This is a genomic window from Microcoleus vaginatus PCC 9802 (genome assembly GCA_022701275.1).
GTDB lineage: Bacteria > Cyanobacteriota > Cyanobacteriia > Cyanobacteriales > Microcoleaceae > Microcoleus > Microcoleus vaginatus_A.
Map to the genome: position 1 here is coordinate 2,938,537 of CP031740.1, position 25,461 is coordinate 2,963,997.

Sequence of the window (25,461 nt, forward strand, 5' to 3'; positions counted from 1 at the left end):
CTCAACAAATTCTGTAGTAGTGGTGAATCAAACCAAGCTAAAAACTTGAGGATTAATCCATAACATATCGCCCGAGCACTTCGCCACTACTCTACCCAGAGCGACTTTGACAATAGGTATCATGCTAAAAAAACAGATTTTTCGCTTTTGCAAAATTTTGTTTTTCAGGCAAACCATTTAAAGAGATATCGTTTTTGCCTAAGTCCTAAAATAGCAAGCAAACAGAAAGTTGGAAAAAACCTGACAATAGAGAAAAGGAGAAAAATTGTGAAAATCTTCAAATTTGTTTTAGTGCTCTTGGTAATGGCCGCCAATTTAGTATTCGTTCCCCCATCCTGGGCAGACGCTCCAAAAACGCCGAGATATGCGAGCAATCCCGACTACATAGAGGTGAGTGAAGCTCTGAACACTCTCAAGGCAGCGAAAGACGCACCCGATACCGCCCAGAATTATACCCCTGAGGAACTCCGGAAAAAAATCGCTCAATTGGAGTTTCAAAAATACACTTTAGAAACGGGAAAACCTTGGGGTCAGTGCCGCAACGAAACTGGAAAAACCCTCGGTGTCTACGGCCCGAAACGCAAAAAAGCAGCGGAGTCTTCTTACGAGAATGCCCTTTATTTTCTAGCTGACGGTCAAACAACTGAACATAAATGGGATTGCGATGGAATTTATCTAGCCAGCGATGTCAAAGCAACCGATTTAAGAACGACCGATCAACCTTCAGAAGAATTGACTGGCGGTCTAGCTGTTAAGATAGTTGACGGAACTCAAGTTGTAGCCAGAGCTAATCCCGATACGGGGGCTGTAGAATTCAACGTTCCTACTGCTAAGGTTTTCCAGCCTGGGGATGCGAATTGGTTTGTTCCTGATGTGACTCAGGCTTACATAGATGCACAAGTTCCCAACGCACCTACTGAGGAAAATGATTAGTTTTGGTAAAGTTGTAATGCGATCGCCTGTGTAAAGCGCGTTGCAACGCAAGAACCTGCCGGGGATCGATCCCCGGCGGATAATCCGTCCCAGCGAAAATATATCGGTTTCCCTTCTTAATTTGGCTTTAAAATTAAAAGGTTTATCTATGCTATTAAATTGGAAATCCACGAAAGTAAATACAGAAAAGACTAAGCGACCAAATCCTTCGCGGGTGCGCGATCACTTGGCAAACGAGCGCACTTATTTAGCATGGATGCGGACAGCAATATCGCTGATGGGTTTTGGCGTAGTTATCGTGCGCCTTCGCGCCTTCCATCCCCCTCTGGTGCCAACTCCCGGCAATGGTTGGAAGTTAGGTTTGCTTTTTTCAACAGTGGGTTTGCTGACGGTGCTATTATCAACTAAGCACTACTTCGGCGTCCGCCAGGATATCGATTACGATACTTATGAACCTACCGATCGCTGGGTAATTCTTTTCAGCCTGGCGATCGCAATCCTAGGGGCTGGAGTAATTTATTATATGTTCACCGTTCCTTCTAGCTTAGAAGGTTTGATGGCACCAGAATAAGGGCGCCGGTTTTATATCAATCTTAAAGAGTTCGATCGCGTGCAATTATCGTTCAAACCGATGCAAGTAGATGATGAGAAACCAAAGCAGCAAAATCTGTCGCGGGCGATCGATCGATCGGCAAATGAGCGCACCTTCTTAGCATGGATGCGGGCTGCAGTCGCCCTCATGGGTTTTGGCGTCGTCATCGTCCGGCTTCGCGTCGTGCAAGTGCCCGTACAGTACCGCCTGGGGATGGGGTGGAAGTTGGGTTTAATCTTCTCTCTAATAGGTTTGGCGACAGTCTTAATCTCTACTTTGCACTACTTCACCGTTCGCCGCCAAATTGACGAGGATACCTACGAACCGTCAGATTGGTTGATATTCGTCTTCAGTTCGGCTGTCGGCTTACTGGGGATTGGAGTAATTTATTTTATCTTTGCAGCCGCCGTCAGTCCAAGTAGTTTTGTAATACCCGATTGATTGTCAACAGGAGTTAATTATGAACAGCGATACAGTTGCCACGATCGCTTCCATTATCATCTTAGCTGCTGCTATCTGGGCAGCATTCGTAGTGCTGGAGACTGTCGCAAAAATAGTCCCTAAATTGCTGGGCGTCACAGTCGCGATCGGGCTTTTGCTGGTTTACCTGCAATTTTACTGGGGCATCGATACAGCATATCTTTGGCAAACTGTCAAGCATTTGCCAGAAGCTTTCAATTTCTCGATCGGCGCCTAAACTAGCACCCGCCAGCATTCTCAACAACCTCTCTCGGATAGATATTTTTGTACCGCAAACAAAGTATGTTTAGCCGAGCGCCAATAAAATACGGTAACTAGATTGACTTACTAGACATAGCTGAGTTGGGATGCTAAACTACGGTAAGTCGATCGAGTAATGAGCTATTAACGTGGAAAACGCTAAAAAAGTCATTGAAGAGTACCAGCTTGCAGGACAACTCACCCAACAGTTGCCACAAGCTAAGGGCTTTAAGGAAGTCTGGTTTAAAAAGCTCAGAGGCGGGTTGCTTCTGGCAATTGGATATTTGCTATCACCGCTGTGTTGGTGGAACGACATATTTTTCAATCTGCCAATTGCCTACGCCTTTGGGTATATCTTTAGTTGGCTTTCCCCAGATTTACTGTTTCCTTGCACAATAGTCGGCTACTGGCTTTCTAATATTGCGGGAATTCTGTTGATGCAGCTAGGAACTTTAGATGTTTTGGCCGACAAACCCAAGGAAAAAAACCTCAAAAAAGAGTTATTGACGGGTTTAGTATCATCAACGGCTTTCACAGTTGTCATTGTGGCATTGATTCATTTTAATGTTCTCGATACTCCCGATTTCTTTGCCGGCAAGCAGTCGGTTAACCTCAGCTCTACTTTACCTATGACGATCGTCACTTCAAGGTAGAAGACAAAATATAAACCCCATAAATGAATCCAGGATTTTTGATCGGTTACACAGGTACATTTAAGAAAATCAGGGAGCTTTTACACTACAATTTCTGTAGTCTCGTTTATTTGCATTTACTTACTTTTGCCAAGAATTTTGTAGCTGAGAACGCGGCCACTCTAAAGCCTTGAAGAGACAAATTTTTGGTAAAAAATCTTGAAATGCAAGTGAGATTTAGCCTGTGTAGCTGTGTTACAGGAGCCCTCCAAGTTATCTATTTGTGGGTGGGCAGCGCTTAAATACACAGTTTTTGGGCATAACCGTGAACTACTTATTACTATCCTTTCTCAGCTTTTTTGTGGGCATTATCGTTGGTTTGACCGGAGTTGGCGGAGCGTCGCTCATCACCCCAATGTTAATTTTTGTTTTCCAAATTCCAGCATCAATTGCTATTAGTTCTGATGTCGTAGCTGCCACACTGATGAAAGTTGTTGGCGGCTTCAAACACTGGCAGCAAAAGACTCTAGACTTGCAAATAGTTAAGTGGCTGGCTTTGGGCAGCGTGCCCGGTTCGCTGACTGGCGTGTGGATTTTACACTGCATCAAATCCAGCGGAAGTCAGGACTTAGACAGCATATTGCTGCGCGTTCTCGGAGTAGGGATCGCACTAATTGTCGCTTTATCGCTGAGCCAATTAGTGGTCAAAACATTTTTCCCTAGTTTTAAATTACCTTCGCCCCCTAAATGGGACTTAAATACTAATTATGGTCGTTTTTGTACTGTGGGTGCAGCAGCAATTTTAGGCTGCATAGTGGGAATCACTAGCGTGTCTTCCGGTGCGATGTTTGCACTGTTGCTGATTGCTTTTTTCCGCCTGGATACTTCTAAATTGGTGGGTACAGATATTTCCCAGGCGGCAATTTTGTTGATGTTTACATCTCTGGGACACCTCAGCCTCGGAACAGTAGACTGGAGTTTAGTTTTGCCAATTTGGTTAGGTTCGGTGCCGGGAGTTTTGGTAGGTGCTAAATTCTGCCAAATTATGCCTCAACGCCCGCTAAAGTTTGTGATTTACGGAATGTTGGCGATGGCTAGTTGGAAGTTGTATCAAGTCTGAAAAGTAGAGTAATGTCAGGAGTATTGCTGTCAACAATCCCCTAAAAACCTTTGTATATCTTGTTTATATCCGAGTCTATATCCCCCTAAATCCCCCTTAAAAAGGGGGACTTTGAGAAGAATCTTGTCACCCCCTTATTAAGGGGGGTGAGGGGGGATATAGACTTCGATACAACAAGAGAGACGGTCGGTTTGACGTTAAGTTGTCACCAATGCCCTACTACAATTTAATACTTGCTGACTAATGCTTCGAGTTCGCTGACGGTCGGCAATTCTAAATCTTTGAACAAGGCTGTACTGAGGTAGCGTTCGCCATAAGAAGGCTGCACAAAAACTATCAATTTTCCAGCATTTTCCGGACGCTTGCCGACTTGAATTGCGGCACACAAAGCGGCGCCGGCAGAAATTCCTGACAACAATCCTTCTTCTCTGGCAAGTCGGCGACTGTAGGCGATCGCATCTGCGTCGCTAACTGCGATCACCTCATCAATTAGCTCGGGTTTCAACACTTCCGGGATGAATCCTGCACCAATCCCTTGAATTTTGTGAGCACCAGATTTACCTCCAGAAAGCACGGGGCTGGTGGCTGGTTCAACTGCGATCGTCCTAAAACTCGATTTCCGCTGTTTAATTACCTCAGCAACTCCAGTAATCGTACCGCCGGTGCCAACTCCAGCAACTAAAAAATCTACTTTACCCTCTGTATCTTCCCAAATTTCCTCGGCCGTGGTTTCCCGGTGAATTTTCGGATTAGCGGGGTTGCGAAACTGTTGCAGCATGAAAGCATTGGGGGTTTCTTCTACAATTTCTTCCGCACGGGCGATCGCACTTAACATCCCTTCATGTCCCGGAGTTAATTCCAACTGAGCTCCGTAAGCTTTCAACATCGATCGGCGTTCCGTGCTCATCGTATCCGGCATCGTTAAAATCAGACTGTAGCCTTTCGCCGCCGCGATCATTGCCAAAGCTATTCCAGTATTGCCTGAAGTCGGTTCAACTAAAATAGTTTTCCCGGGTTGAATTAACCCCGCATCTTCTGCCGCCTGAATCATGCTCGCCGCAATCCGATCTTTCACCGAAGCAGCCGGATTCATCCCTTCCAATTTGGCCACAATTTGAGCAACTACTCCTTCGGCTTGGGGAATTTTATTGAGCTGAACTAAAGGAGTTCTGCCAATTATTCCTGTAACATCCTTAGCAATTCTCATGGCTTAATTTCTCTCCCCTTAAATGTAGTACATGGGATGTGCTTGTTTGCGAAGATCCCGCTGTTCGCACAAATCTTGTAATGTGTATTTGCCCAAAACCGCCCAAGATGCCTGTTGAGCTTCCTGCCAGATTTCTAGCACCGCAGTTTTTTCTATTGTTACAGATTCCGAAACTTTTTGGGTCTGGCCGCTGCCGTCCCCTTCGAGAGTCGAAAACACCTCTAGCAAAGTAATCTGCCAAGGCTCTTTCGCTAGCAAATAACCGCCTTTAGCGCCCCGCAGACTCTGGACAATACTTGCACGCCGCAGCACGGCAAGAATTTGGTCTAAATAGCGTTCCGGTATCTCTTGAGAAGCAGTAATTTCGTTTACTGTTAGGGGCGAATCCTTCGGGTGGTGGCTCGCCAGTTCCAAGAGCGCTAACAGGGCGTATTCTACTCTAGAAGATAGTTCCACATTCCCCACTGGCGATCGAGTTTAAATTGTACATTATATAATAGTACACAATTCCGGTAGGTGTACTGGTGTTAGTATATTTTTATTACAAAAACGGTTGGAGAAATCCCGTGAGCAACGTAAATGTAGGTTTAAGCTGTCGGCACTTTCGGTATTACGAGCAGCACGGGCACAGGGGCGGAAACTGCCTGATGCTCGGTGTGGGCGTACAGGGTGGGTGGAAAGCTTGCTCCTTCTTGGTTCCACCCTTTGCACCGTCTTGGGAACACCCCGAAGCGGGTAGAGCCAAAAAGTCTCAAATCTTGCAGGGAGCGAGTATTTTACAGGCAATACCGCCGCCTTAACTTTTGAGGGGGTTTGGGGGAGCTATAAGTCCCACGCTGTACCCTTTGGGTCAGCGTTGGGATACATGGACTCCCCCAAGCAAATTTTATCCGGTCAAACAGGCGTAAAATTTGCCAACTCGGTTGACTTTTTATTAGGAATATATTTAATCCTAAAAGGAGGTGGAAGCAATGCAGAATCAAGCCGTCAAAGTTAGACTTTATCCGACAATTGAACAGCAGACGATATTAGCTCAGCATTTTGGCTGTTCCCGTTGGTGGTGGAATTATGCACTCGATATGTGTATCGAAACCTACAAAGCCACGGGCAAAGGCTTGACTCAAATTGCATTGAACAAGCTCCTACCGAATCTCAAAAAACAAGAAGAAACACAATGGTTGTCGGAGTGTTACTCTCAGGTTTTGCAATCCACTACGCTCAACCTGGTAACTGCTTACAAAAACTTTTTTGAATCCAGGGCAAAATACCCTAGATTCAAATCAAAAAAAAATAGGCAGTCAATTCAGTATCCGCAATCAGTCAAACTTGTTGACGACTTTCTCAAGTTTCCCGGTCGTGTCGGCATTGTCAAAGCCAAGTTACATCGACCGATCGAGGGAACTATCAAAACCGTAACCGTCAGTGTTACTTCTTCGGGGAAATACTATGCCTCTGTGTTGACAGAACTCGAAGGAGACAAACCAGTTGTTCACACCGATGGAAAAGTTGCAGGAATTGACTTGGGATTGAAAGATTTTGCTGTTGTCAATGATGGTATCAAGACATCCAAATACCCTAATCCTAAGCATTTAGCAAAACACGAGCGCAACCTCAAACGAAAACAGCAAAAACTAGCAAGAAAGGAGAAAGGAAGCAAGTCGAGAGATCAAGCCAGGAAACTGGTGGCTAGGGTTCACGAACGAATTAGCAATGTCCGTCAAGACTACTTGCATAAGCTATCTAGAAGGCTTGTTGACGATAACCAAGTCATCGTAGTCGAAAACCTTCACGTTAAGGGCATGGTTCGCAACCACAAACTAGCTCAAGCAATTTCTGATGTAGGTTGGGGAATATTTGTCAATTTCTTGCGTTACAAGCTAGATCGCGAAGGCAAAGTGTTGGTAGAGATTGACCGATGGTTCCCTAGCTCGAAACTCTGCTCAAATTGCCACTATCAGGTGAATGAAATGCCATTAGATGTTAGGACATGGACTTGTCCTAGTTGTGGTACTCATCACGATAGGGATGGAAACGCCTCAATAAATATCAGAGCAGAAGGAATCAGAATGCTATCGGTCTTGGGAGCCAGGACTGCTGCTGATGGAGGGGATGTGAGTCCGAAACTGGGACGTAAGTCTAAGTTAACGCAATCCCCGTTGAAGTCAGAAGCTCACGCTGTACCTTTATGTCAGCGCTGGGTAGTTCACAGTAACTGCTAAGTAGGTAGGCGGATATATGCTGTGTCATGGTTAAGTTTCTTCATACTCACCTACTTGGCGGCACTCAACAGGTGCGAGATATCGCTTCTGTTGGCAGTGAGAAGAAAGAAATCAGGAGAAAGAGAAAAGCAAGTGCGACGATCGCACTTGCTTTTGAACTTATTGACCTGTGGATGAGAAAATTTAATAAACGCAAATTATATTTCGTAGTGCCAAACCTCGGAAGGTTGCAGAATAATCCGGTGGAGCGGCAGACGATCGATCAAGCCTTGCTGCTCAAAATTACCGAGGGTGCGAGTGACAGTTACGCGACTTGTACCGAGGATGTCTGCAATGTCCTGATGCGTTAAAATCATATCGATCAGATGTCCTTGGCCTACCTCAGAACCAAACCTCTTAGCCAGCCAAGTTAATAGTTGATAGAGCATAAAATCCACTCTTTTGTAGCCTCTAATTACCATAAAGTCTTCAGCCTGCTGAATGTGATTGAGCAAAATATCTCTATTTAGCCAGCGCTCGCCCGATAGTAAAATTGCCTCGACTTTAGTGAGGCATTCAATTTGAAAAGGATCGCATTTTGATATCGCTTTGCCGATCGTATCACCAGGCCCCCACAATCCCAAGGTGATAATTGTGCCATCTTCAAGCCACGTTACAGTTCGCACTACTCCAGTTTCAATTCGCCACAGAGCATTGCTTCTGTTCGGCAAGTGCGAGCGGCGAGAAAATATATGTCTGCTCGTTTCATCAAAAGTTTTAGTGGAAAGAGAAGCAATAGTCATAGCCAGTTACTGAAAGAATAAAAGTTAGTTTGTCCAATGACCACAGGATAGTGTGGCGGGCAAAAATCTATAGAAATTAAAGCTTTACTAGATTCCTGCACCGTCTAAAAACTGTGTAATGAATAAATCAGAAGACAGGAATAATTCATGTTTTTCGACCTCTGCTTGCTCTGATTGAGTTGTTTTGAGCGGAGATTGTTGAGATTTCAAAAAAGCAACCTGCTCTTCTAAATCCTTAATTCTATCGAACAAAGCTCGAATCGCTTGAGCTTCCAAATCCGGTAGACCTTGAGAATTTTGAGCATCTTCCACCTGCTTTTTCCGAGAGATAATGCGGCCGGGAATTCCGACAACAGTGCAATCGCTAGGGACATCTCGCAGCACTACCGAACCCGCACCAATCCGAACATTATTGCCAATTTGAATATTGCCTAAAACTTTAGCACCCGCTCCTACCACTACATTTTCTCCGAGCGTTGGATGCCGTTTCCCTATTTCTTTACCCGTGCCACCAATGGTCGCTCCTTGATAAATTACAGCATAATCTCCAACGATCGCAGTTTCGCCAATTACCACCCCCATGCCGTGGTCGATAAACACGCCCCTACCAATTTTCGCTCCTGGGTGGATCTCAATACCTGTTAAAAAGCGGCTCAGTTGCGAAATCAAGCGCGGTACAAACGGCAGGCCAGCGGAATAAAGCCAGTGTGCTATCCGGTGCAAAAAAAGTGCTTGCAGTCCGGGATAGCAAAATAATACTTCCAGCCAGTTGCGCGCCGCGGGGTCGCGTTCGTAAATAATTTGCAAGTCACTGAACATATTTACTCTCGCCGTGTTTGGGTTATACAGTATCGGCAGTGCCGATGGTTTAAGCTGCATAAAGCAGTATTGATTGCGGCATTCTTACATATAATACTATAATCCGACCGAATTACAGTAGTTAATGAGAAAAAAATTTTTCTTCCCCAGCCCTTTCTAAGCTGCCTCGGATATTTTCCGCGAAACAAACGGTACAGCTTGTCTGACTTCTTGCCGCAGCGGAATCTCGATCGAGAATTCCGTCCCCAATCCCGGTGTCGAATCGCAGCGCAGCGTACCTTTGTGCTTTTCTACGATAATTTTATAGCTGATTGACAGTCCCAATCCTGTCCCTTTTCCGACTGGTTTCGTCGTAAAGAAGGGGTCGAACAGCCGTTTTTTGACATTTTCTGCCATACCGGGACCGTTGTCAGATATCCGCACAATTATTTTATCGGGACTTGAATATTCTGTGGTTATGGCGATCGCGATCGGATTGGCTTTCGCTGCTTTGGGCCCGCGATCGAGGTTGTAACTCTCAAGGGCGTCGATCGCATTAGCCAGAATATTCATAAACACCTGATTTAATTGTCCGACATAGCACTCTACTAAAGGTAAATTGCTGTAGTTTTTAACAATCTCGATCGGCGGGCGATCGGCTGTAGCTTTCAGGCGGCTTTGCAGAATTAGCAGAGTGCTGTCAATGCCTTCATGGATGTTAACAGGTTTCATTTCGCTTTCATCTAAGCGAGAAAAATTCCGCAAAGATTGGACGATTTGAACAATGCGATCTGCTCCTATTTTCATCGAAGACAGCAGTTGCGGCAAATCTTTGCTGAGAAAGTCAAAGTCAATATTTTCTAAATACTCGGAAATTTCCGATGGAGGGTGTAAATATTGTTTTTGGTAGAGTTTTACCAACTCTAACAAATCCCTAGTATATGCGCTGGCGTGGTGGATATTGCCGTAAATAAAACTAATAGGATTGTTCACTTCGTGGGCGACACCAGCGACTAATAAACCCAAACTCGACATTTTTTCCTGCTGAATCAGTTGACTTTGAGTTTGCTGCAACTCTTGCAAAGTTTGTTCTAGCCTTTGAGATTTAGCCGTGCGTTCTGCTGCTATTTTTTCAATTAGAGCAGTATAATTCCACAAGCTCATTAGATAAAGTGTCGCCGCCAAAGTTAAGATTGTCCCAAAAATTAAAACAGTCAAAGAACGCCAAAATCTTAGAGGATTAATGTACTCTGGCGTTAGGCGCAGTTGCAGCAACCACCTGCGATTTTCAATATTGAGAATGCGGGTGCAACTGCTGCCATCCGGGCAGTAAGCTCTTTCCCCAATTGGGAGTTGATTTTTAATCTTTTCGTCGGTGACGATTCTTTTAGTCTTTGCTTCGTAAAAAGCGAGAAATCTTTCTGCTTCAGGAGCCATAGCATCTTGAAGATACACATTAACAAAGTTGAGTTGAGTTTCCTGTAAAGCTGACTTAACAATATCATCAACAAGCAAAATTCCCAAAGCAAAACCTTTCAAATTTTCTGGATTTCTAGCAGGTAATTTTTGCGACCCTTCTGCGGTGTCGCCAGCATAAATTTGAGTAAAAATTGGCAGAAAAACGAAGACGCTTGGTTGATTTTGTGAAGACCATTTTTGGCGGTCAGTCGCGATAATTTCTTGTCTTTTGGCCGCTTTTTCTAACGCTAGCCGATTGGCAGTCAAATCTAAACCTAAATCTATTTCATCAGTCAGGAATTGCGGAGAGTCAGAAACACGGGGCAGCCAAGCGATCGCCTTCAGGCTCGGATGCCGGTACAGGGCAGAACCAACAAATGTCTTGATTTCTGGTTTTTTAACGCCGTCAAATACGCTGTAAAATGCTCCAGCAGCACGAATTATTTCTAAATTGCCGCTAACATCTTTCTGAATGTCGGTAGCTATTTTGTCCAGCCGGTCTTGCAGTTCGGCTTGCATGGATTTGTATTCCCAATTGTACGCAACTGAAGAGGCGATCGCAGACAGTCCCAATCCTGCACAAAGTGTTAATCCTGCCTGGAGGTAACGGCGATAACTAAGTAAAGTGCTAGTTGCTAAATTCTTGAATTTGTTAGCAGTCATATTCTTCACCTATCTTTTTTCTAGTTCTCGTCCCCAGTCTCTGCCTGGGATTTCTCGTTTTTCTCGTTCTCAGGCTCTGCCTGGGAATGGATTTCAGGAGGCTCTGCCTCGGGTTTGGAGCCACGAGACAGCATTACCAGGCACGAGCCTGGTAACGATGTGGGAGCAGTGTTTTGTAGAAGCGCCCGGATAGTATTTTGAGTAAGATGCAGTTGCTGATTTAAATTGAATAAGCAGGGAAAGTCATCGCGTGTTTGGGCTTGACGTAAACGTGCTGATCTCGCGTTAACTGTAGAGAATCGAAGCGCTCGCGACTCACGTAAGCTGTTACTACCTGCTGCGATTCTAACACTAACTCGGTTTGTATTTCCCGCCCTAAATGAATGATGCGACTGACTTTTGCTAATGAAAAACCAGACTCCGGCTTAGTTTTAATTTCCACGTCGTGGGGGCGCAAAAACACTACGTCCGAATGAGCGGCTCCATTATTGCGAGCCGTTGTGCCGTTGCTGGCGAACAAACCCGCAGCATTCGACAGCACATTGACCGGCCCAATAAAACTCATCACAAAAGCTGATGCCGGTTTGTCGTAAATTTCAGCAGGAGTGCCAACTTGTTCGACTCTACCTTTGTTCATTACCACAATTTCATCGGCTACTTCCATAGCTTCTTCTTGGTCGTGAGTCACAAAAACTGTGGTGATGTTAACTTCTTTGTGAAGGTTGTGCAGCCAGGATCGCAATTCTTTGCGGACTTTAGCATCTAATGCTCCAAAAGGTTCGTCTAGCAGCAGCACTTTTGGTTGAACTGCTAGAGCTCTGGCCAAAGCAACCCGCTGCCGCTGGCCCCCGGAAAGTTGCGAAGGATAGCGATCGCCCAAACCTGTCAACTGCACTAAATCCAAAAGTTCATCCACCCGCCTGCTAATTGAGCCTTTAGGAACTTTGCGAATTTCCATCGCAAAGGCAATATTTTTCCGAATACTCATGTGTTTGAACAAAGCGTAGTGCTGAAACACAAAACCGATATGCCGTTCCTGCACCGACTGATGAGTAGCATCTTCACCGATCAGGTAAATGTGACCGCTGTCTGGCGGTTCTAGCCCCGCGATCATCCTCAGCAGAGTCGATTTCCCGGAACCGGAAGGTCCTAACAGCGCGACTAAAGAACCCCTTTTAATTTCCAAATTCACGTTGTCAATGGCGTGGAAGGAGCCAAAGTGTTTCGATACGTTCTGAACTGTAATACTCATGAGTTTATTTACCTATTTTAGGAGTTACAGAGCTAAACCCCAGTTATCTGACAGATTTACAGTAGTATATCCTGAAAATAATATTTTGCAAGGTCTGTAACTTTTTGTATAGGATCTCGATGCCCTCCTGATGGGGACTGCGTTTCAAAGTTGAGGCTAAGAGTCGGAAGGCTTAACCCGTGAGCGTTTCGAGATGTGGCTGTATCGGTAAATGCGATAAATGCGATCGTCCCAGAGTAAGCAATGTGAAATTACGCAGAAACCGGGTTTGATGGACGAAAATACTGCATCAAAACCTTTAAAACCTTTAATCCGCGTAAAAAACCCGGTTTCTTTGCTGTCGCTGTATATTTTACGGCTGCCGACAATTCCCCGACTCCCGGCGATATTGAAGATTTCAGGTAGGAATTGCTCAATCTGAGCTGCGATCGCACACAATTTAGATCACAATAGTTAATTCAGAAGCCCGCCAGCTTCACCTTTGAGAAACTGACAGAATAGTAAATTCTAACCAGAACACCACTATGGGAAAACCAACAGGCTTTATCGAATTCTTGCGCGAATTGCCCTCCGAACTCTCACCAGTCGAGAGAGTCCACAACTGGGACGAATTTCACCTACCGATGGAGGAGGACAAACTCCGCACCCAAGGCTCGCGCTGCATGGATTGCGGCATTCCGTTTTGCCACACGGGCACAATTATTAGCGGCATGGCAAGCGGCTGCCCGATATACAACCTCATCCCCGAATGGAACGACCTCGTATATCGCGGACTCTGGAAAGAAGCCCTAGACAGACTCCATAAAACCAACAACTTCCCCGAATTCACCGGCCGCGTCTGTCCCGCACCCTGCGAAGGCGCTTGCGTGCTCGGCATCACCAACCCGCCGGTCACGATTAAAAACATCGAAGCCGCAATTATCGATAAAGGCTGGGATGAAGGCTGGGTTACTGCCGAACCACCCGCCAAACGCACCGGCAAAAAAATCGCCGTCATCGGTTCCGGGCCCGCCGGTTTGTCCGCCGCCGCGCAACTCAACAAAGCCGGTCATTGGGTAACAGTATACGAAAGAGCCGATCGACCGGGCGGCCTGCTAATGTATGGCATCCCCAACATGAAGCTAGACAAAGAACAAGTCGTAATGCGCCGCCTGAAAGTCCTCGAAGACGAAGGTGTGACATTCGTCTGCAACACCGAAGTCGGCAAAGACTTACCTGCCGAACAACTGCTAAAAGAATACGACTCCGTTGTGCTCTGTACCGGCGCCACCAAACCCCGCGACTTGGGGATAGAAGGCCGCGAATTAAAAGGCATCCACTTCGCAATGGACTTCCTGACAGCCAACACCAAAGCAGTTTTAGACAAGAGCACCAACGATAACTTCATCTCCGCCGAAGGCAAAGATATCGTAATCATCGGCGGCGGCGACACCGGCACCGACTGCGTGGGCACCTCCATCCGCCACGGCTGCAAAAGCCTGGTACAGCTTGAAATTCTACCCAAACCGCCTTCAGAACGCGCCGCCAACAATCCCTGGCCCGAATGGCCAAAAGTCTACCGTCTCGACTACGGCCAAGAAGAAGCTGCCGCCAAATTTGGCGACGACCCCCGCGGCTATCTCACCACGGCGACAAAGTTCGAGGGCGACGAAAACGGCAACGTCAAAGCCGTGCACACCGTTGAGGTGGAGTGGGCGAAAAACGAGAAAGGGCAGTTTATTCCGAATCACATCCCGGGCACGGAAAAAGTGTTGCCGGCACAGCTTGTCTTGCTAGCGATGGGCTTCCTCGGCCCGGAACAGCCCTTGCTGGATGCGCTGGGATTGGAACGGGACGCGCGCAGCAATGTGAAAGCCGAGCACGAAAAATATACAACCAGCATTCCAGGAGTTTTCGCGGCTGGGGACTGTCGCCGGGGACAAAGTTTGGTGGTTTGGGCGATTAATGAAGGGCGGGGCGTGGCCCGGGAGTGCGACCTTTATCTGATGGGGAGCACGGATTTGCCTTAGCCCAAGCGGGGGCGGGTTTATTAGATTGTTGGTTTCTAACATAAATGGTTGGTAAAACCCGCCCCACCCAACCAATAACCCTCAACCAAAATTCAACGGATCGACATCAATAGTTAAACTAACAGAACGCGGCGTGCGATCGCGCAATCCGATCAAATCCGACACATCCACCGACTCATCCAAAGGCAACTTCAGCAAAATCTGCCACCGATACCGATTTGCCACCCGCATAATCGCCGCAGGTGCAGGCCCCAACAACTCACACCCCGGTACAGACAATCGCTCAATATACTCCTGACAAACCGACGCCAATTGTACCGCCGTCACCGCCACTTCCGCCGCATCTACACTGCTCAACCGCAACAAAATCAGCCGCCCCGAAGGTGGATAATTCAGGGCCGCTCTTTCTGCTAATTCGGTTTCCACAAAATCTGCATATTCGTGGCGCCTAACTGCTTGAATTACCCGGTGTTCGGGAGTGTAAGTTTGAATAATTACCCGCCCCGGATCGTCGCCTCTGCCCGCACGGCCGGCGACTTGAGTTAATGTTTGAAAAGCTCGTTCGCTGGCCCGATAATCGGAGAAGTTTAGCAACCCGTCAGCAGACACAACTCCCACCAATGTGACTCCAGCTACATCTAACCCTTTCGTCAGCATTTGCGTACCCAACAAAATGTCAGCTTCCCCATTGGCAAATTGCGTTAACAATCGGCGGTGATCGCCCTTATTTCTAGTCGTATCGCTGTCAAACCGAATTGCCCGCAATTCGGGAAATAATCTCGTTAATTCCTGTTCGACTCGCTGAGTGCCACTACCAAAGTTTTTGAAGTAAGGAGAACTGCATTCCGGGCAGTTTTGGGGGTGTCGTTCCGTGTGGTTGCAGTAGTGACAGCGCAATATTTCTGCTGTCCCTTCGCCGACGTGGTGATAAGACAGGGAAACATCGCAGTTCGGGCATTCCATCACATAGCCGCAACTTCGACAAGAGACAAAGGTACTGTGTCCTCTTCTGTGAATAAATAGAATACCTTGCTGTTGTCTTCCTCGCAATTGTTCCAGGGCGTTTTGCAGGGAAGCACTGAAAATTGAGCGGTTTCCTTGCCGCAATTCTTGGCGCATATCGACTATTTCCACAGGCGGCATCGGGCGCGAGTAAATGCGATCGGGCAATGATAAATAATGGATATTGGGTAACGAGTAATAATCTCTTCGCGTCCCGACAAAAGTCTCTAAAGCTGGCGTTGCGGAACCTAAAATTAAGGGACAATTTTCTAATTCGGCGCGCCATTTGGCAACGGTGCGGGCGTGGTAGCAGGGGGCTGGTTGGTCTTGTTTGAAGCTGCTGTCGTGTTCTTCATCGAGGATAATTAAGCCGAGGTGAGGTAAAGGCGCAAAAATGGCCGATCGCGTGCCGATGACAATTTGCGGTGTTCCAGTCAGCATTTGACGCCATGTATCGTAACGTTCCCCATCGGATAGGGCGCTGTGGTAGACGCAAATTTGCTCGCCAAAACGGGCGCGGAATCGATCGGTAAGTTGCGGTGTCAGGCCTATTTCGGGAACGAGTACGAGGGCAGATTTGCCGCTGGCTAAGATTGGGGCGATCGCCTGCAAATACACTTCGGTTTTCCCGGAACCTGTAACGCCGTGCAGCAGCACTTGACGGAATCCCGAAAAAGAGTTAATAAACGCTAAGGCTTGAGCTTGAAAATGAGTTAAAGTTTTCGGTGCATCGGGCAATTGAGAAATTCCGCGATCGCCCCTGAGCACTTCCCTTTGATCGATAACAACACAGCCTTTTTCTTCTATTTTTTTGACAACCGAAGGACTCGCGCTGCAAATCCTCAGTAAATCATTCAGCCACATTTCACCGCCACCGCGCCTCAAAACTTCCAATACTTCTTGTTGCCGCTTGGTTAAATCTGTGACAAATGCACTAGCAATTAATGTCACTGCAGGTTTGAGTTGTGGTTTGGGAGGATGGGGAGGTTCTAAATAACTTTCTACCCAACCGCGTTTCAATAAATCTTTCAATCCCCGATAACTTCCCTTGACTTGTCGCTGGAGGTATTGCCAAGTGTAATCGCCGTGTTTTTGAGCTTGCAGCAATTGTAAAATTTGATTTGCTGCGGGATTGAGAAATGTTTCGGCATTCGGAGAAATAGCGTCCTTAATTAAGCGAATTCGGCGCACGGCACGCCTTAACAAACCGGGCGGCAGCGAGGCTCTAATTACTTGAATTAAAGGTGTGCAATAATAGGTGGCAGTACGATCGAGCAATTCCGAGTAAGTAGGCGGGAAAAAGCCCGTACAGACAACATCTTCGACATCTTTAACCCGCGCCGGATCTAAGTCGGGTGGCAGTTGAGAAATGAACCGAATCGCGATCCCGCCTAACAGTTGACTGTCAAAGGGTACACTCAAAATATCCCCTGGTTGCACGCTAAGTTCCGCAGGCAAGCGATAGGTAAATAACTTATTTTCCTCCCCAGGGGAGTCCCCCGCCACCCTGAAAGGAGGGTTCACCAATACCTCGATCCACTCTGCCCGCACTGTGGGGCGCTGTGGCGGTTCGCTGCTGCCGTAGGATGCCCCGGGCTCTGCCGCTATAGGGGTTGACAAACCAAAAGTGACAGTAGACATAGGGTTGCACATCAAACTAGGAGGAGCCGCGGTCAAAGGGAGTTTTCATTATCCCTCAGTTTAGCTCGATCGATCGATCTTAGCTGCGGGAATTGGCGATCGGAATCTCGATCACGAATTCAGTGCCTTCTCCCATTGCGGATATGCACTCCAACCTCCCGCCGTGTTTGTCCACAACAATTTGATAGCTAATTGACAGTCCCAAGCCCGTCCCGTGACCGACTGGTTTTGTGGTGAAAAACGGATTGAAAATTTTCCCTTTTACAGCTTCATTCATTCCCAAACCATTATCTTTGATGCTAATTCTCGTCCAATTTTCGGAAATAATAGAAGTAGTAATTACAATCTGGCTGGGGTTGGCTTCTATTTCGCCTATGGAAAGCTTTTGCTCTCGCTCCCGCACGGCATCAACAGCATTATTAATGATGTTCATAAATACCTGGTTTAATTGCCCCGCATAACATTCAACTTTCGGCAATTGTCCATAATTTTTAACAATTTTTATAGCCGTATGACCGGGTTTTTCTTTAGTTAAATTTTGCAAAATTAACAATGTGCTGTCAATTCCTTCGTGAATATTAACTGGTTTCTTTTCTGCTTCATCTACCCGCGCAAAGTTGCGTAAAGTCAGCACAATTTCACGGATGCGCTCGGAGCCCACTTTCATGGACGAAAGAGTTTTCAACAAATCTTCGCGCAGAAAGTTGAGGTCAATTTTGTCAATAAAAGCTTCAATCTCTGCATCTGTTTCGGGATAGCGATCCTGGTACATTGCGAGCAATTTTAAAATGTCGCCAGCGTAATCATTGACATAGGTAATATTGCCGTAGATGAAGTTGACGGGATTGTTGATTTCGTGGGCGATACCAGCTACCAAAATCCCCAAAGCCGACATCTTTTCGGCTTCGATCAATTTGAGCTGCATTGTTTGTTGGTTTTCCAGAGCTTTTTCTAGGGTAGACATTCTGGCTTTTAAAATATTTTCGTAATCTCTAAATTCCTCAGTAACTATTTTTAGCAAAGATTCTTTTTTTTGATTAAGGGCTTCTAATTGGTTGCGTTCGCTTTCCGAAGTTTCGAGTTTTTTCCGCAGGATTCGATTTTCCTTTTCCAGCTCTTTGATTCGGTTTTCCCAGTCGGTTGGTTCCATCGGCTATTATTTTGAACCTAAAAATAGTGTCTGAACAGTTTTATTAATAAATTTAATTGCACCCTTTACCTAGTTAGAATCTCCGCGCCCATCGCCTCGGCAATTTTGTCCGGAAAATTCAACACTTCCTTTAGTTGGCTCGATCTAAAAATCTTATCTAATATACATTCAAAATGTCAACATATTAATAACAAATCTCGGTAAAACCGATCGCTACTTTTATTTCGCGCTCTCGCATTTGCAGGGTTTTCATGCGATTCTTGATAAATAAGCAGGGCGATCGCAAACTTACAAAGGCGGGCCCAGCGCAAAAAATTGCCCGATTCAGACAACCTTTGTACAAAACCCGTCGGCAATGCAAAGCGAAAATATTAAATGTGAGTGCGATCGACTCGTGGGCGACGGGAAAAGTGCGATCGACTGGGCGCGCGATCGCCCACAAGCAATCTCAAGTAACAAGCTCATTGTTCTCTCCCAGAACGCAATCACACTATAGCATTGCTGAGAAATCTCACTTTAATGTGTTGATCGTACTCACACACCCGCACCATTTTGTGCTAATAACTACTACTTGTGACAACATCGACACAGCAGTTTATATTTGGAGAGTAATTGATGTCAGGTAGCGAAGTTCGTGCCGATTTTTGGATGAGCGAGTACATTACCCCTTGGGATATTTACGTTCACGGCGTCATCGCGGTGCTCGCTTACAAGAAAACAGCCTATCAAGAAATGTATGTCGTTCAGACCGGTACTTACGGCAAAGGCTTAGTTTTAGACGGTAAGTGGCAATCTTGTACAGGCGACGAGTTTCTGTACCACGAACCCCTGGTACACCCAGCCATGATTTGTCACGGTTCACCCAAAAAAGTCCTCGTTCTCGGCGGCGGAGAAGGAGCTACAATTAGAGAAGTGCTGCGCTGGAAAACAGTTGAAAAAGTCGTGATGATCGACATTGACGGCGAAGTAGTAGAAGCTTGCCGCGAACACCTGCCCGAAATGCACCAAAATGCCTTTGATGACCCCCGCTGCGAAGTAGTAATCGGCGATGCTTTGGACTATTTAGATAAAACTGACAATGATTGGGATATTGTCATTTCTGACTTGTCCGATCCCATTGAAGAAGGCCCATCTTTCCAGTTGTTTACCAAGGAGTATTTTGAGAAAGTTCGCAGCGTAATGTCACCTAACGGATATTTCGTAGTGCAAGCCGGGCCAGTTTCTCCTGCCGAAATGAAAATGCACGCTCGCATTGTAAATACCCTTAAATCTGTTTTTTCCAATGTTCAATCCTGCACCAGCTTTATTTCTACTTATGGAGCTCCTTGGGGTTTTGCCGTAGCTTCTAATCAAGAAATAAATACGCGACCCGATCCCGAAGCTACTGACAAATTACTCGCCGAGCAAACAACTGGCGGGTTGCGGATGCTCGACGGAATTACACTGTTGGGGTTGATGCAAGTTCCCGGTCACTTGCGGCAGGTAATCGCGGCTGAAACCGAAGTTTACACTATGGCAGCACCGCCTAAATTTTTCGGGAAAGGCTCTGTCAGTCAGTGAAGTTAAATTGAAAGAGAAAACTCGTTTGGAGTAACTGAGATGGGCAATTTAATCCGCATAGTCGCTGCAATTTTTATTCCCCCTCTGGGCGTATTTTTGACTGTAGGCCTCGGGACTGATTTTTGGATCAACCTGGTTCTAACCTGTTTTTTCTGGTTTCCGGGTATGATCCACGCCATTTGGATAATTGCCAAGCACGATGGAGCTTAACTTGAAAGCAAATCGAGTTGTGGGATAATAAACAGGCAAGAGAAAATAAACTTTCTTTTGCCTGTTTTCACCACTTAAGCTGGATTAAATCTGCGTTCATCCGCGTTCCTCTGCGGTTAAAAATAAAAAAATCTAATTCTCATGACAATTAGATTGCACCTCAATTTCTTCACAAACTAATTCAGCAATTTTTTTCGCCGCCCCTGATTGTCCTCGAACCGCACGCAAACGATCGCCCATTTGTGCTAATTTATCAGGATGGCTCAAATAGTCGATCGCCAATTGAGCCACAGCATCGGGTTCCAGCTTCCCAATTAACTCCGGCACAATCTCTTCCTGTGCCCAAATATTCGGCCAAGCATAAAGCTTTCCCTTTCCCAATTGCCAGATTAGCCAATTAATCGCAGTCGCAAAAGCTGAACCGACTAACGGCAAATTTGCCAGCAATCCCGGCAAACCATCCCAAGCTTTCATCGCATCCAATTGCTGCGTCGGAATCAAAACAATCATCGGTACGGCTAACGAACCCAATTCGGCAGTATTCGCTCCCACAGTAGTTAAACATAAGCTGCATTCTGATAGCAAATCGTAGGCGGGTGTCTGCGTCCAAAGTTCTACTTGCAAGTTATTTGCTGTCTGCAAAAACGGCCGTTCTGTTAACTGAAGTTCGGCGCTAGCATTCTCAAATAAATGCAGGCAAGGATTTTGTTCAGGGTCGGCAAAACGTGCTAGAGTTTGCACATCTATGGTAGGAGCAACGGGAATTACAAAGCGAGTTTCAGGGCGGATGCGGTGGATGGATTGGGCGATCGACAAACATAACGGTACACCTAAAGCTAATTTGGCGGCTTTAGAACCGGGCAACAATCCAATTAATTCTATTTTCCGTAGGGGCGGTGCCCCCGTGCCCGCCCTGCCCGATTTCCCGTTCGCTACTTCGGAAATCAAATCTCCGACAACTGTAAATTTTTTAGCATATTTTTCGGGAATTTTAGCAAAAACTTCTGGTTTCATCGCCGCAAATTTATCAATCCAGCGATACCACCGCGCGTCCCATTCAGCATAAATAACAGTGCGATATTTGAGCCTTTTGCCAATAACAACCGTAAAAAATTGATCGCCGCCTAAAAATAAAACAACTCCTGTTTCGTGCCAATCCCAATTTTCAGCAGTTTTGCCAGATAATAGGAATGGAAAAAAATGCTCCGGCGCCTGCACCCTGTCCACTTCAGGGTAGGAACAGGCTATTTCTGCTTCTTTCCCGGTGGCGTGCGGACAGGGGGACAGCACCACAGAGATTCGCGCTTGAGTGCCCGCGTTTCCCAATTGCTCGCGCAAAGCTTGCACGGCGGGACGCACCCAAGTTGCCAATTCTCCGGGGCCGTTGGAGAGGATTAAAATATCTACTGCCATAGGATTTAATATTTGAGAGGATGCAACGGAGATTTTATGACAGATTTAATTAATGCCGTCAAGACGGGTGATGTTGCGGCTGTAGAAAGTGCGATCGAACAGCGTGCAGATATCAATGTCAAAGATGATGAAGGCGCGACGGCTTTGACGGCTGCGGCTGAGGCTGGCAATTCGGCGATCATCAACAAATTGCTGGCGGCTGGTGCGGATGTCCACAGTCACGACAATGACGGGTGGACGCCGTTAATGAGTGCCGCTGCGGCCGGACATAGCGAGATTGTACAGCTTTTGCTGGAGGCGGGGGCGGATGTGAATGCTAAAACTAATTTTGGTTTGACGGCTTTGATGAGTGCTGCAGGCAGCGGGCGCACTCAAGTTGTGGAATTTTTAATCGATAAAGGAGCTGATATCAAAGCTAAGGATAATAATACTTGGACTGCGTTAATTTGGGCGTCTTCGGAGGGTCACAAAGATACTGTTGAGGTTTTGAAGCTAGCGCGCGATCGCCATTAAAGACTTAGCAACCGGGTTTATTCGATAAATCCGGTTTCTGGAGCGTACAATTAATTATCGCACTCCCCAGCAGCAATCAGGCACATCCCGAATAGCTGCGAGAATTCTATCCAATTAAAAGTGTCGGATAAGAGGATTCGGGTAATTGATTCAACTTGAGATTTCCGCCACCTTCAATAACTGCGATCGTGTCACCGCTCCTTTGGATTGCTAAATCTCGATTATTGTTGGTGGGAACCAGCATGAAGCCATTTAAAGACCCACTGAGTTCGATTCTATCCTGACCTTGGGTAAAATTCCGAATAGTAGCAAAACCCTGCCCAATGTAGTAAGTTTTAGTTCCAAGAAGATTCTGTCTACGGCTTAGTAAAGCTTCCCCGAACACGAATGTATCGCGACCGGTACCGCCAATCAGAGTATCGAATTCGTTGCTGCCGTCACTTTGAGTCAGTGGGTAGCTGTTAAAGGGGTTTACAGCAACTCCAATTAATTCGACATTCCCTACACCAACGCCTGTGAGGATATCATTGCCGGGGCTTCCGACAAAAGTAGCGGAGCGCCCCTGCTCAAATTGCCCAAATTTGAAATAATGTTCTCGACCAGTTTTCAAGGCTCCTGAGTTGACAAACGGCGCGATGTCGCGGTTGTCGATTAAGTATTTCGGTTCCCAAAAAGAAGTCGCAAATTCATTACTTCCGCTTTTGATGAAGCGCTGATAGCCATTTTTGAAAGTTCCGTTCTGAACAAGTGGGTAATTTGCTAAATAAAAATCTTCGTCGTACTCAGGCGACACGCGGGTGCGGCCTTCTTCGTAGCCAAACTGAATAAAGTGATCGAGGCCCGACGCAAAAGGCGCGTTTGGATTGTTTGGCGTGCGAACCAGGGGAGTAATATCTGGATTTAGAGAGAGATAGGTTTCTTCGTCAAAGTAACGCGATACTTGGGTCAGGCCGCCGGCTTGACCGAACTTTTCAAAGTGTTCTCTTCCAGATTTGATAACTCCTGCATCAATAGCCGGTTTCACCCAAGGATATTGCGCCAGGTAGTATGGTTCGTCAAAAATGTCATAATTAGTCATAATTTTGGCTCCAAGCTTAGTCTGCTTACTTGTCGATTAAACTTGACCCACTATTACTAACTTTACTAACTAAGTATGTCAAGTTAATTATTGTTAAGCCTGTTTTACTATTTTCAGGGCAAACACAAAAGTGCGATCGCCCTTTTTCCGAATGTGCGATCGTACCGACATCAGCAATCAGGCAAATCCCGAATATCTTCGAGATTTCTATCCAAGTAAAGGTGCCAAAAAACGAGATTCTGGTAATAGATTCAATTTGAGATTTCCGCCACCTTCAATCACAGCGATCGTGTCACCGCGGCTGGTTTGGCTAACTCCATTTTGATCCAAGGGCAAGCCGTTCGTTTGGATTGCTAAATCTCGATTATTGTTGGTGGGAACCAGAATGTAGCGATCTAAAGAAGACCCACTGAGTTCGATTCTATCCTGACCTTGGGTAAAGTTCCGAATAGTAGCAAAACCCTGCCCAATGTAGAAAGTTTTAGTTCCAACAATACTCACTTTAGGGCCTAGTAAAGTTTCCCCCAACACGAATGTATCGCGACCCGTACCGCCAATCAGAGTATCGAATTCGTTGCTGCCGTCACTTTCAGTCGCCCCGTAGCCTACTTCAACTCCAATTAATCTGACATTCCCCACACCAACGCCTGTGAGGATATCATTGCCGGGGCTTCCCACAAAAGTAGCGGAGCGCCTCTGCTCAAATTGCCCAAATTTGAAATAATGTTCTCGACCAGTTTTCAAGGCTCCTGAGTTGACAAACGGCGCGATGTCGGGGTTGTCGATTAAGTATCTCGGTTCCCTAAAAGAAGTCGCAAATCTGCCCTCTTTATTTCCGAATTTGATGAAGTGCTGGTAGCCATTTTTGAAAGTTCCGTTCTGAACAAGTGGTAGCAGTTCTCGGTTATTTGCTAAATAAAAATCTTCGTTGTACTCAGGCGATACGCGGGTGCGGCCTTCTTCGTAGCCAAACTGAATAAATTGGTCTAAACCAGACGCAAAAGGCGCGTTTGGATTGTTTGGCGTGCGAACAAAGGGAGCAATATCTGGATTTTGAGATAGATAGGTTTCTTCGTCAAAGTAACGCGATACTTGGGTCAGGCCGCCGGCTTGACCGAACTTTTCAAAGTGTTCTCTTCCAGATTGGATAACTCCTGCATCAATGGCGGGTTTGACCCAAGGATATTGAGCAAGGTAGTATGGCTCGTCAAAAATTGCGTAGTTAGCCATGTTTTTATACTACGGATTTAATGATTTTGATATTTAGAAACCTGGTTTCTGAAGCGTACAATTAATTAATAAAGTTGTCAACTTTCTGTCAGGGTACTGTTCGATACTGGCACGATGAACACGGTTCTCGGTATTTGACAGCCGAAGCAAAAGCTGAGCCAGCAGAAGAACAACTCGATCGCTATCGACCGCAATTTGGCAACTGCTATAATCTGAGTTCAGTAGGGTGCGTTATTAACGCACCCTACCATGTTAACCGAGAAAGAGATAACCGAGGTTCCGGTTATTTAAGGAATAGGTAGAAAGTGCCGTCTTCCTTTGGCTGAGTTGTAGACCAAGATAAATTTGGTCCCTCAATAATACCAATTGTTTCATATCTTGGGCTGAGGATTATGAGCTCGTTAACATCCGAAAGTGTTGTGTAGATATCGGGACTTCCTGCCAACTGGATCTTGTCCAAGTCTTCATCAAAGTTCCGAATTCTAACTATACCGGGGGCAGCCGCATAGAGTTGACGGGATGTGGGATTACCGGAGGTAGCAGGAACTCCGAGTACGAATGTATCTCTCCCAGGGCCGCCAATCAGGACATCAGATTCATAAAATCCCAAGCTTTCATACTGCCGATTGCCTTGGGGATCGATACCTACTTCCACTCCAATCAGTTCGTTATTCCCCACACCAACGCCTGTGAGGATGTCATTGCCGGAAGTTCCGACAAAAGTAGCGGATCGGTTTGGCTCGTTTTTTCCGAAATTGAAGTAGTGTTCCCGACCGGTTTTCAAGGCTCCAGAGTTGACAAACGGCACAATGTCGGGGTTTTCTTTTAAGTATTCCGGTTCAAAAAATGAAGTCCCAAAACGACCGTCTTTGAGTCCGAATTGAATGAAATGCTGGTAGCCTGATTTGAAAGTTCCGTCCTGAACGAACGATCGCAACTCTGAGTTATTTGCCAAATAAAACTCTTCGTTGTATTCAGGTGACACGCGGGTGCGACCCTGTTCGTAGCCAAACTGAATAAATTGGTCTAAACCAGACGCAAAAGGCGCATTTGGATTGTTTGGGGTGCGAACCAAGCGAGCAATCTCTGGATTTTGAGCTAGATAGGTTTCTTCGTCAAAGTAACGCGATACTTTGGTCAGGCCGCCGGCTTGACCGAACTTTTCAAAGTGTTCTCTGCCGGATTTTATAATTCCTGCATCAATAGCAGGTTTCACCCAAGGATATTGCGCCAGGTAGTATGGCTCGTCAAAAATGTCATAATTTGTCATAAGTTTTGC

General features: G+C 46.2%; 27 protein-coding genes. 13 read left to right on the forward strand and 14 right to left on the reverse strand.

Translation table 11 applies throughout. The annotated features are described in order from the left end of the window. Positions 1 to 267 precede the first annotated feature (267 nt). The 6 genes from D0A34_11825 (at position 268) to D0A34_11850 (ending at position 3,997) form a co-directional block, all read left to right on the forward strand. A complete protein-coding gene (locus D0A34_11825; GenBank protein UNU19466.1) occupies positions 268 to 933 on the forward strand; it encodes a hypothetical protein in 666 nt (221 codons plus the stop codon). 148 nt (positions 934 to 1,081) lie between these two features. After that, positions 1,082 to 1,504, forward strand: a complete 423-nt coding sequence (locus D0A34_11830; GenBank protein UNU22259.1) for a DUF202 domain-containing protein — start codon at positions 1,082 to 1,084, stop codon at positions 1,502 to 1,504. A 15-nt stretch (positions 1,505 to 1,519) separates the two neighbouring features. Further along, positions 1,520 to 1,966, forward strand: a complete 447-nt coding sequence (locus D0A34_11835) for a DUF202 domain-containing protein (protein UNU19467.1) — start codon at positions 1,520 to 1,522, stop codon at positions 1,964 to 1,966. A gap of 19 nt (positions 1,967 to 1,985) precedes the next feature. Beyond that, a complete protein-coding gene (locus D0A34_11840) occupies positions 1,986 to 2,222 on the forward strand; it encodes a hypothetical protein (GenBank protein UNU19468.1) in 237 nt (78 codons plus the stop codon). A 172-nt stretch (positions 2,223 to 2,394) separates the two neighbouring features. Then, the gene (locus D0A34_11845) at positions 2,395 to 2,898 is read left to right on the forward strand and encodes a hypothetical protein (protein ID UNU19469.1); all 504 of its coding nucleotides are present in this window, start codon (positions 2,395 to 2,397) and stop codon (positions 2,896 to 2,898) included. 304 nt (positions 2,899 to 3,202) lie between these two features. After that, positions 3,203 to 3,997, forward strand: a complete 795-nt coding sequence (locus D0A34_11850; GenBank protein UNU22260.1) for a sulfite exporter TauE/SafE family protein — start codon at positions 3,203 to 3,205, stop codon at positions 3,995 to 3,997. A 226-nt stretch (positions 3,998 to 4,223) separates the two neighbouring features. Here D0A34_11850 and cysK read toward each other — a convergent pair whose 3' ends face one another. Beyond that, positions 4,224 to 5,204 carry a cysteine synthase A gene (gene cysK / locus D0A34_11855; protein UNU19470.1) on the reverse strand — a complete coding sequence of 327 codons (981 nt, stop codon included), beginning with the start codon at positions 5,202 to 5,204 and terminating at the stop codon, positions 4,224 to 4,226. 18 nt (positions 5,205 to 5,222) lie between these two features. After that, positions 5,223 to 5,660, reverse strand: coding sequence for an Rrf2 family transcriptional regulator (locus tag D0A34_11860; GenBank protein UNU19471.1), 438 nt, complete (start codon positions 5,658 to 5,660; stop codon positions 5,223 to 5,225). Positions 5,661 to 5,770: 110 nt separating this feature from the next. Here D0A34_11860 and D0A34_11865 point away from each other — a divergent pair, with 110 nt between their 5' ends. Both D0A34_11865 and D0A34_11870 read left to right on the forward strand, forming a co-directional pair. Continuing rightward, the gene (locus D0A34_11865) at positions 5,771 to 6,004 is read left to right on the forward strand and encodes a hypothetical protein (GenBank protein ID UNU22261.1); all 234 of its coding nucleotides are present in this window, start codon (positions 5,771 to 5,773) and stop codon (positions 6,002 to 6,004) included. A gap of 171 nt (positions 6,005 to 6,175) precedes the next feature. Next, a complete protein-coding gene (locus tag D0A34_11870; GenBank protein UNU19472.1) occupies positions 6,176 to 7,423 on the forward strand; it encodes a transposase in 1,248 nt (415 codons plus the stop codon). A gap of 197 nt (positions 7,424 to 7,620) precedes the next feature. On the opposite strand, the gene D0A34_11875 is transcribed toward D0A34_11870, so the two are convergent. From D0A34_11875 to D0A34_11895, 5 genes are all read right to left on the reverse strand, one after another. Further along, positions 7,621 to 8,205, reverse strand: coding sequence for a Crp/Fnr family transcriptional regulator (locus D0A34_11875; GenBank protein UNU19473.1), 585 nt, complete (start codon positions 8,203 to 8,205; stop codon positions 7,621 to 7,623). An 87-nt stretch (positions 8,206 to 8,292) separates the two neighbouring features. Further along, positions 8,293 to 9,024: a serine O-acetyltransferase gene (gene cysE, locus D0A34_11880; GenBank protein ID UNU19474.1), complete on the reverse strand. Its 732-nt coding sequence runs from the start codon at positions 9,022 to 9,024 to the stop codon at positions 8,293 to 8,295. 156 nt (positions 9,025 to 9,180) lie between these two features. Beyond that, a complete protein-coding gene (locus tag D0A34_11885; protein UNU19475.1) occupies positions 9,181 to 11,124 on the reverse strand; it encodes a histidine kinase in 1,944 nt (647 codons plus the stop codon). Positions 11,125 to 11,344: 220 nt separating this feature from the next. Then, the gene (cysA, locus tag D0A34_11890; GenBank protein UNU19476.1) at positions 11,345 to 12,376 is read right to left on the reverse strand and encodes a sulfate ABC transporter ATP-binding protein; all 1,032 of its coding nucleotides are present in this window, start codon (positions 12,374 to 12,376) and stop codon (positions 11,345 to 11,347) included. A gap of 251 nt (positions 12,377 to 12,627) precedes the next feature. Next, positions 12,628 to 12,810 (reverse strand): hypothetical protein, encoded by a 183-nt coding sequence (locus D0A34_11895; protein UNU19477.1) that lies wholly within the window; start codon positions 12,808 to 12,810, stop codon positions 12,628 to 12,630. Positions 12,811 to 12,900: 90 nt separating this feature from the next. Between D0A34_11895 and gltD the strand changes: the two genes are divergently transcribed. Next, positions 12,901 to 14,385, forward strand: coding sequence for a glutamate synthase small subunit (gene gltD, locus D0A34_11900; protein ID UNU19478.1), 1,485 nt, complete (start codon positions 12,901 to 12,903; stop codon positions 14,383 to 14,385). 81 nt (positions 14,386 to 14,466) lie between these two features. Here the strand turns inward: gltD and D0A34_11905 are convergent, their stop codons facing one another. The 3 genes from D0A34_11905 to D0A34_11915 form a co-directional block, all read right to left on the reverse strand. Beyond that, a complete protein-coding gene (locus D0A34_11905; GenBank protein ID UNU22262.1) occupies positions 14,467 to 17,028 on the reverse strand; it encodes a primosomal protein N' in 2,562 nt (853 codons plus the stop codon). A gap of 79 nt (positions 17,029 to 17,107) precedes the next feature. Further along, positions 17,108 to 18,178, reverse strand: coding sequence for an ATP-binding protein (locus tag D0A34_11910; protein ID UNU19479.1), 1,071 nt, complete (start codon positions 18,176 to 18,178; stop codon positions 17,108 to 17,110). 184 nt (positions 18,179 to 18,362) lie between these two features. Next, complete coding sequence (locus D0A34_11915) at positions 18,363 to 18,620, reverse strand: hypothetical protein (protein ID UNU19480.1); 258 nt, start codon at positions 18,618 to 18,620, stop codon at positions 18,363 to 18,365. Positions 18,621 to 18,793: 173 nt separating this feature from the next. Between D0A34_11915 and D0A34_11920 the strand changes: the two genes are divergently transcribed. Next, on the forward strand, positions 18,794 to 19,738 hold the full coding sequence (locus tag D0A34_11920) for a methyltransferase domain-containing protein (GenBank protein UNU19481.1): 945 nt from the start codon (positions 18,794 to 18,796) through the stop codon (positions 19,736 to 19,738). Between the two features lie 39 nt (positions 19,739 to 19,777). Further along, positions 19,778 to 19,948 (forward strand): YqaE/Pmp3 family membrane protein, encoded by a 171-nt coding sequence (locus D0A34_11925; protein ID UNU19482.1) that lies wholly within the window; start codon positions 19,778 to 19,780, stop codon positions 19,946 to 19,948. A gap of 132 nt (positions 19,949 to 20,080) precedes the next feature. Here D0A34_11925 and D0A34_11930 read toward each other — a convergent pair whose 3' ends face one another. Beyond that, complete coding sequence (locus D0A34_11930; protein UNU19483.1) at positions 20,081 to 21,361, reverse strand: lipid-A-disaccharide synthase; 1,281 nt, start codon at positions 21,359 to 21,361, stop codon at positions 20,081 to 20,083. A gap of 36 nt (positions 21,362 to 21,397) precedes the next feature. Between D0A34_11930 and D0A34_11935 the strand changes: the two genes are divergently transcribed. After that, on the forward strand, positions 21,398 to 21,874 hold the full coding sequence (locus D0A34_11935) for an ankyrin repeat domain-containing protein (protein ID UNU19484.1): 477 nt from the start codon (positions 21,398 to 21,400) through the stop codon (positions 21,872 to 21,874). A 106-nt stretch (positions 21,875 to 21,980) separates the two neighbouring features. On the opposite strand, the gene D0A34_11940 is transcribed toward D0A34_11935, so the two are convergent. Together D0A34_11940 and D0A34_11945 are read right to left on the reverse strand one after the other, a co-directional pair. Continuing rightward, positions 21,981 to 22,952, reverse strand: a complete 972-nt coding sequence (locus D0A34_11940; GenBank protein ID UNU19485.1) for a calcium-binding protein — start codon at positions 22,950 to 22,952, stop codon at positions 21,981 to 21,983. A gap of 207 nt (positions 22,953 to 23,159) precedes the next feature. Continuing rightward, the gene (locus tag D0A34_11945) at positions 23,160 to 24,182 is read right to left on the reverse strand and encodes a calcium-binding protein (GenBank protein ID UNU19486.1); all 1,023 of its coding nucleotides are present in this window, start codon (positions 24,180 to 24,182) and stop codon (positions 23,160 to 23,162) included. A gap of 74 nt (positions 24,183 to 24,256) precedes the next feature. Here D0A34_11945 and D0A34_11950 point away from each other — a divergent pair, with 74 nt between their 5' ends. Next, positions 24,257 to 24,484 carry a hypothetical protein gene (locus tag D0A34_11950; GenBank protein UNU19487.1) on the forward strand — a complete coding sequence of 76 codons (228 nt, stop codon included), beginning with the start codon at positions 24,257 to 24,259 and terminating at the stop codon, positions 24,482 to 24,484. On the opposite strand, the gene D0A34_11955 is transcribed toward D0A34_11950, so the two are convergent. Continuing rightward, on the reverse strand, positions 24,466 to 25,452 hold the full coding sequence (locus D0A34_11955) for a calcium-binding protein (GenBank protein UNU19488.1): 987 nt from the start codon (positions 25,450 to 25,452) through the stop codon (positions 24,466 to 24,468). The genes D0A34_11950 and D0A34_11955 overlap by 19 nt on opposite strands. Positions 25,453 to 25,461: the final 9 nt, after the last annotated feature.

Excerpts from the sequence above, each read along its gene's own strand:
- D0A34_11830 (UNU22259.1), top strand. The coding sequence starts at position 1,082 with ATGCTATTAAATTGGAAATCCACGAAAGTAAATACAGAAAAGACTAAG.
- D0A34_11840 (UNU19468.1), top strand. The coding sequence starts at position 1,986 with ATGAACAGCGATACAGTTGCCACGATCGCTTCCATTATCATCTTAGCT.
- cysK (UNU19470.1), bottom strand. The coding sequence starts at position 5,204 with ATGAGAATTGCTAAGGATGTTACAGGAATAATTGGCAGAACTCCTTTA.
- D0A34_11870 (UNU19472.1), top strand. The coding sequence starts at position 6,176 with ATGCAGAATCAAGCCGTCAAAGTTAGACTTTATCCGACAATTGAACAG.
- D0A34_11875 (UNU19473.1), bottom strand. The coding sequence starts at position 8,205 with ATGACTATTGCTTCTCTTTCCACTAAAACTTTTGATGAAACGAGCAGA.
- cysE (UNU19474.1), bottom strand. The coding sequence starts at position 9,024 with ATGTTCAGTGACTTGCAAATTATTTACGAACGCGACCCCGCGGCGCGC.
- D0A34_11885 (UNU19475.1), bottom strand. The coding sequence starts at position 11,124 with ATGACTGCTAACAAATTCAAGAATTTAGCAACTAGCACTTTACTTAGT.
- cysA (UNU19476.1), bottom strand. The coding sequence starts at position 12,376 with ATGAGTATTACAGTTCAGAACGTATCGAAACACTTTGGCTCCTTCCAC.
- gltD (UNU19478.1), top strand. The coding sequence starts at position 12,901 with ATGGGAAAACCAACAGGCTTTATCGAATTCTTGCGCGAATTGCCCTCC.
- D0A34_11905 (UNU22262.1), bottom strand. The coding sequence starts at position 17,028 with ATGTCTACTGTCACTTTTGGTTTGTCAACCCCTATAGCGGCAGAGCCC.
- D0A34_11910 (UNU19479.1), bottom strand. The coding sequence starts at position 18,178 with ATGGAACCAACCGACTGGGAAAACCGAATCAAAGAGCTGGAAAAGGAA.
- D0A34_11920 (UNU19481.1), top strand. The coding sequence starts at position 18,794 with ATGTCAGGTAGCGAAGTTCGTGCCGATTTTTGGATGAGCGAGTACATT.
- D0A34_11925 (UNU19482.1), top strand. The coding sequence starts at position 19,778 with ATGGGCAATTTAATCCGCATAGTCGCTGCAATTTTTATTCCCCCTCTG.
- D0A34_11930 (UNU19483.1), bottom strand. The coding sequence starts at position 21,361 with ATGGCAGTAGATATTTTAATCCTCTCCAACGGCCCCGGAGAATTGGCA.
- D0A34_11935 (UNU19484.1), top strand. The coding sequence starts at position 21,398 with ATGACAGATTTAATTAATGCCGTCAAGACGGGTGATGTTGCGGCTGTA.
- D0A34_11940 (UNU19485.1), bottom strand. The coding sequence starts at position 22,952 with ATGACTAATTATGACATTTTTGACGAACCATACTACCTGGCGCAATAT.
- D0A34_11945 (UNU19486.1), bottom strand. The coding sequence starts at position 24,182 with ATGGCTAACTACGCAATTTTTGACGAGCCATACTACCTTGCTCAATAT.
- D0A34_11955 (UNU19488.1), bottom strand. The coding sequence starts at position 25,452 with ATGACAAATTATGACATTTTTGACGAGCCATACTACCTGGCGCAATAT.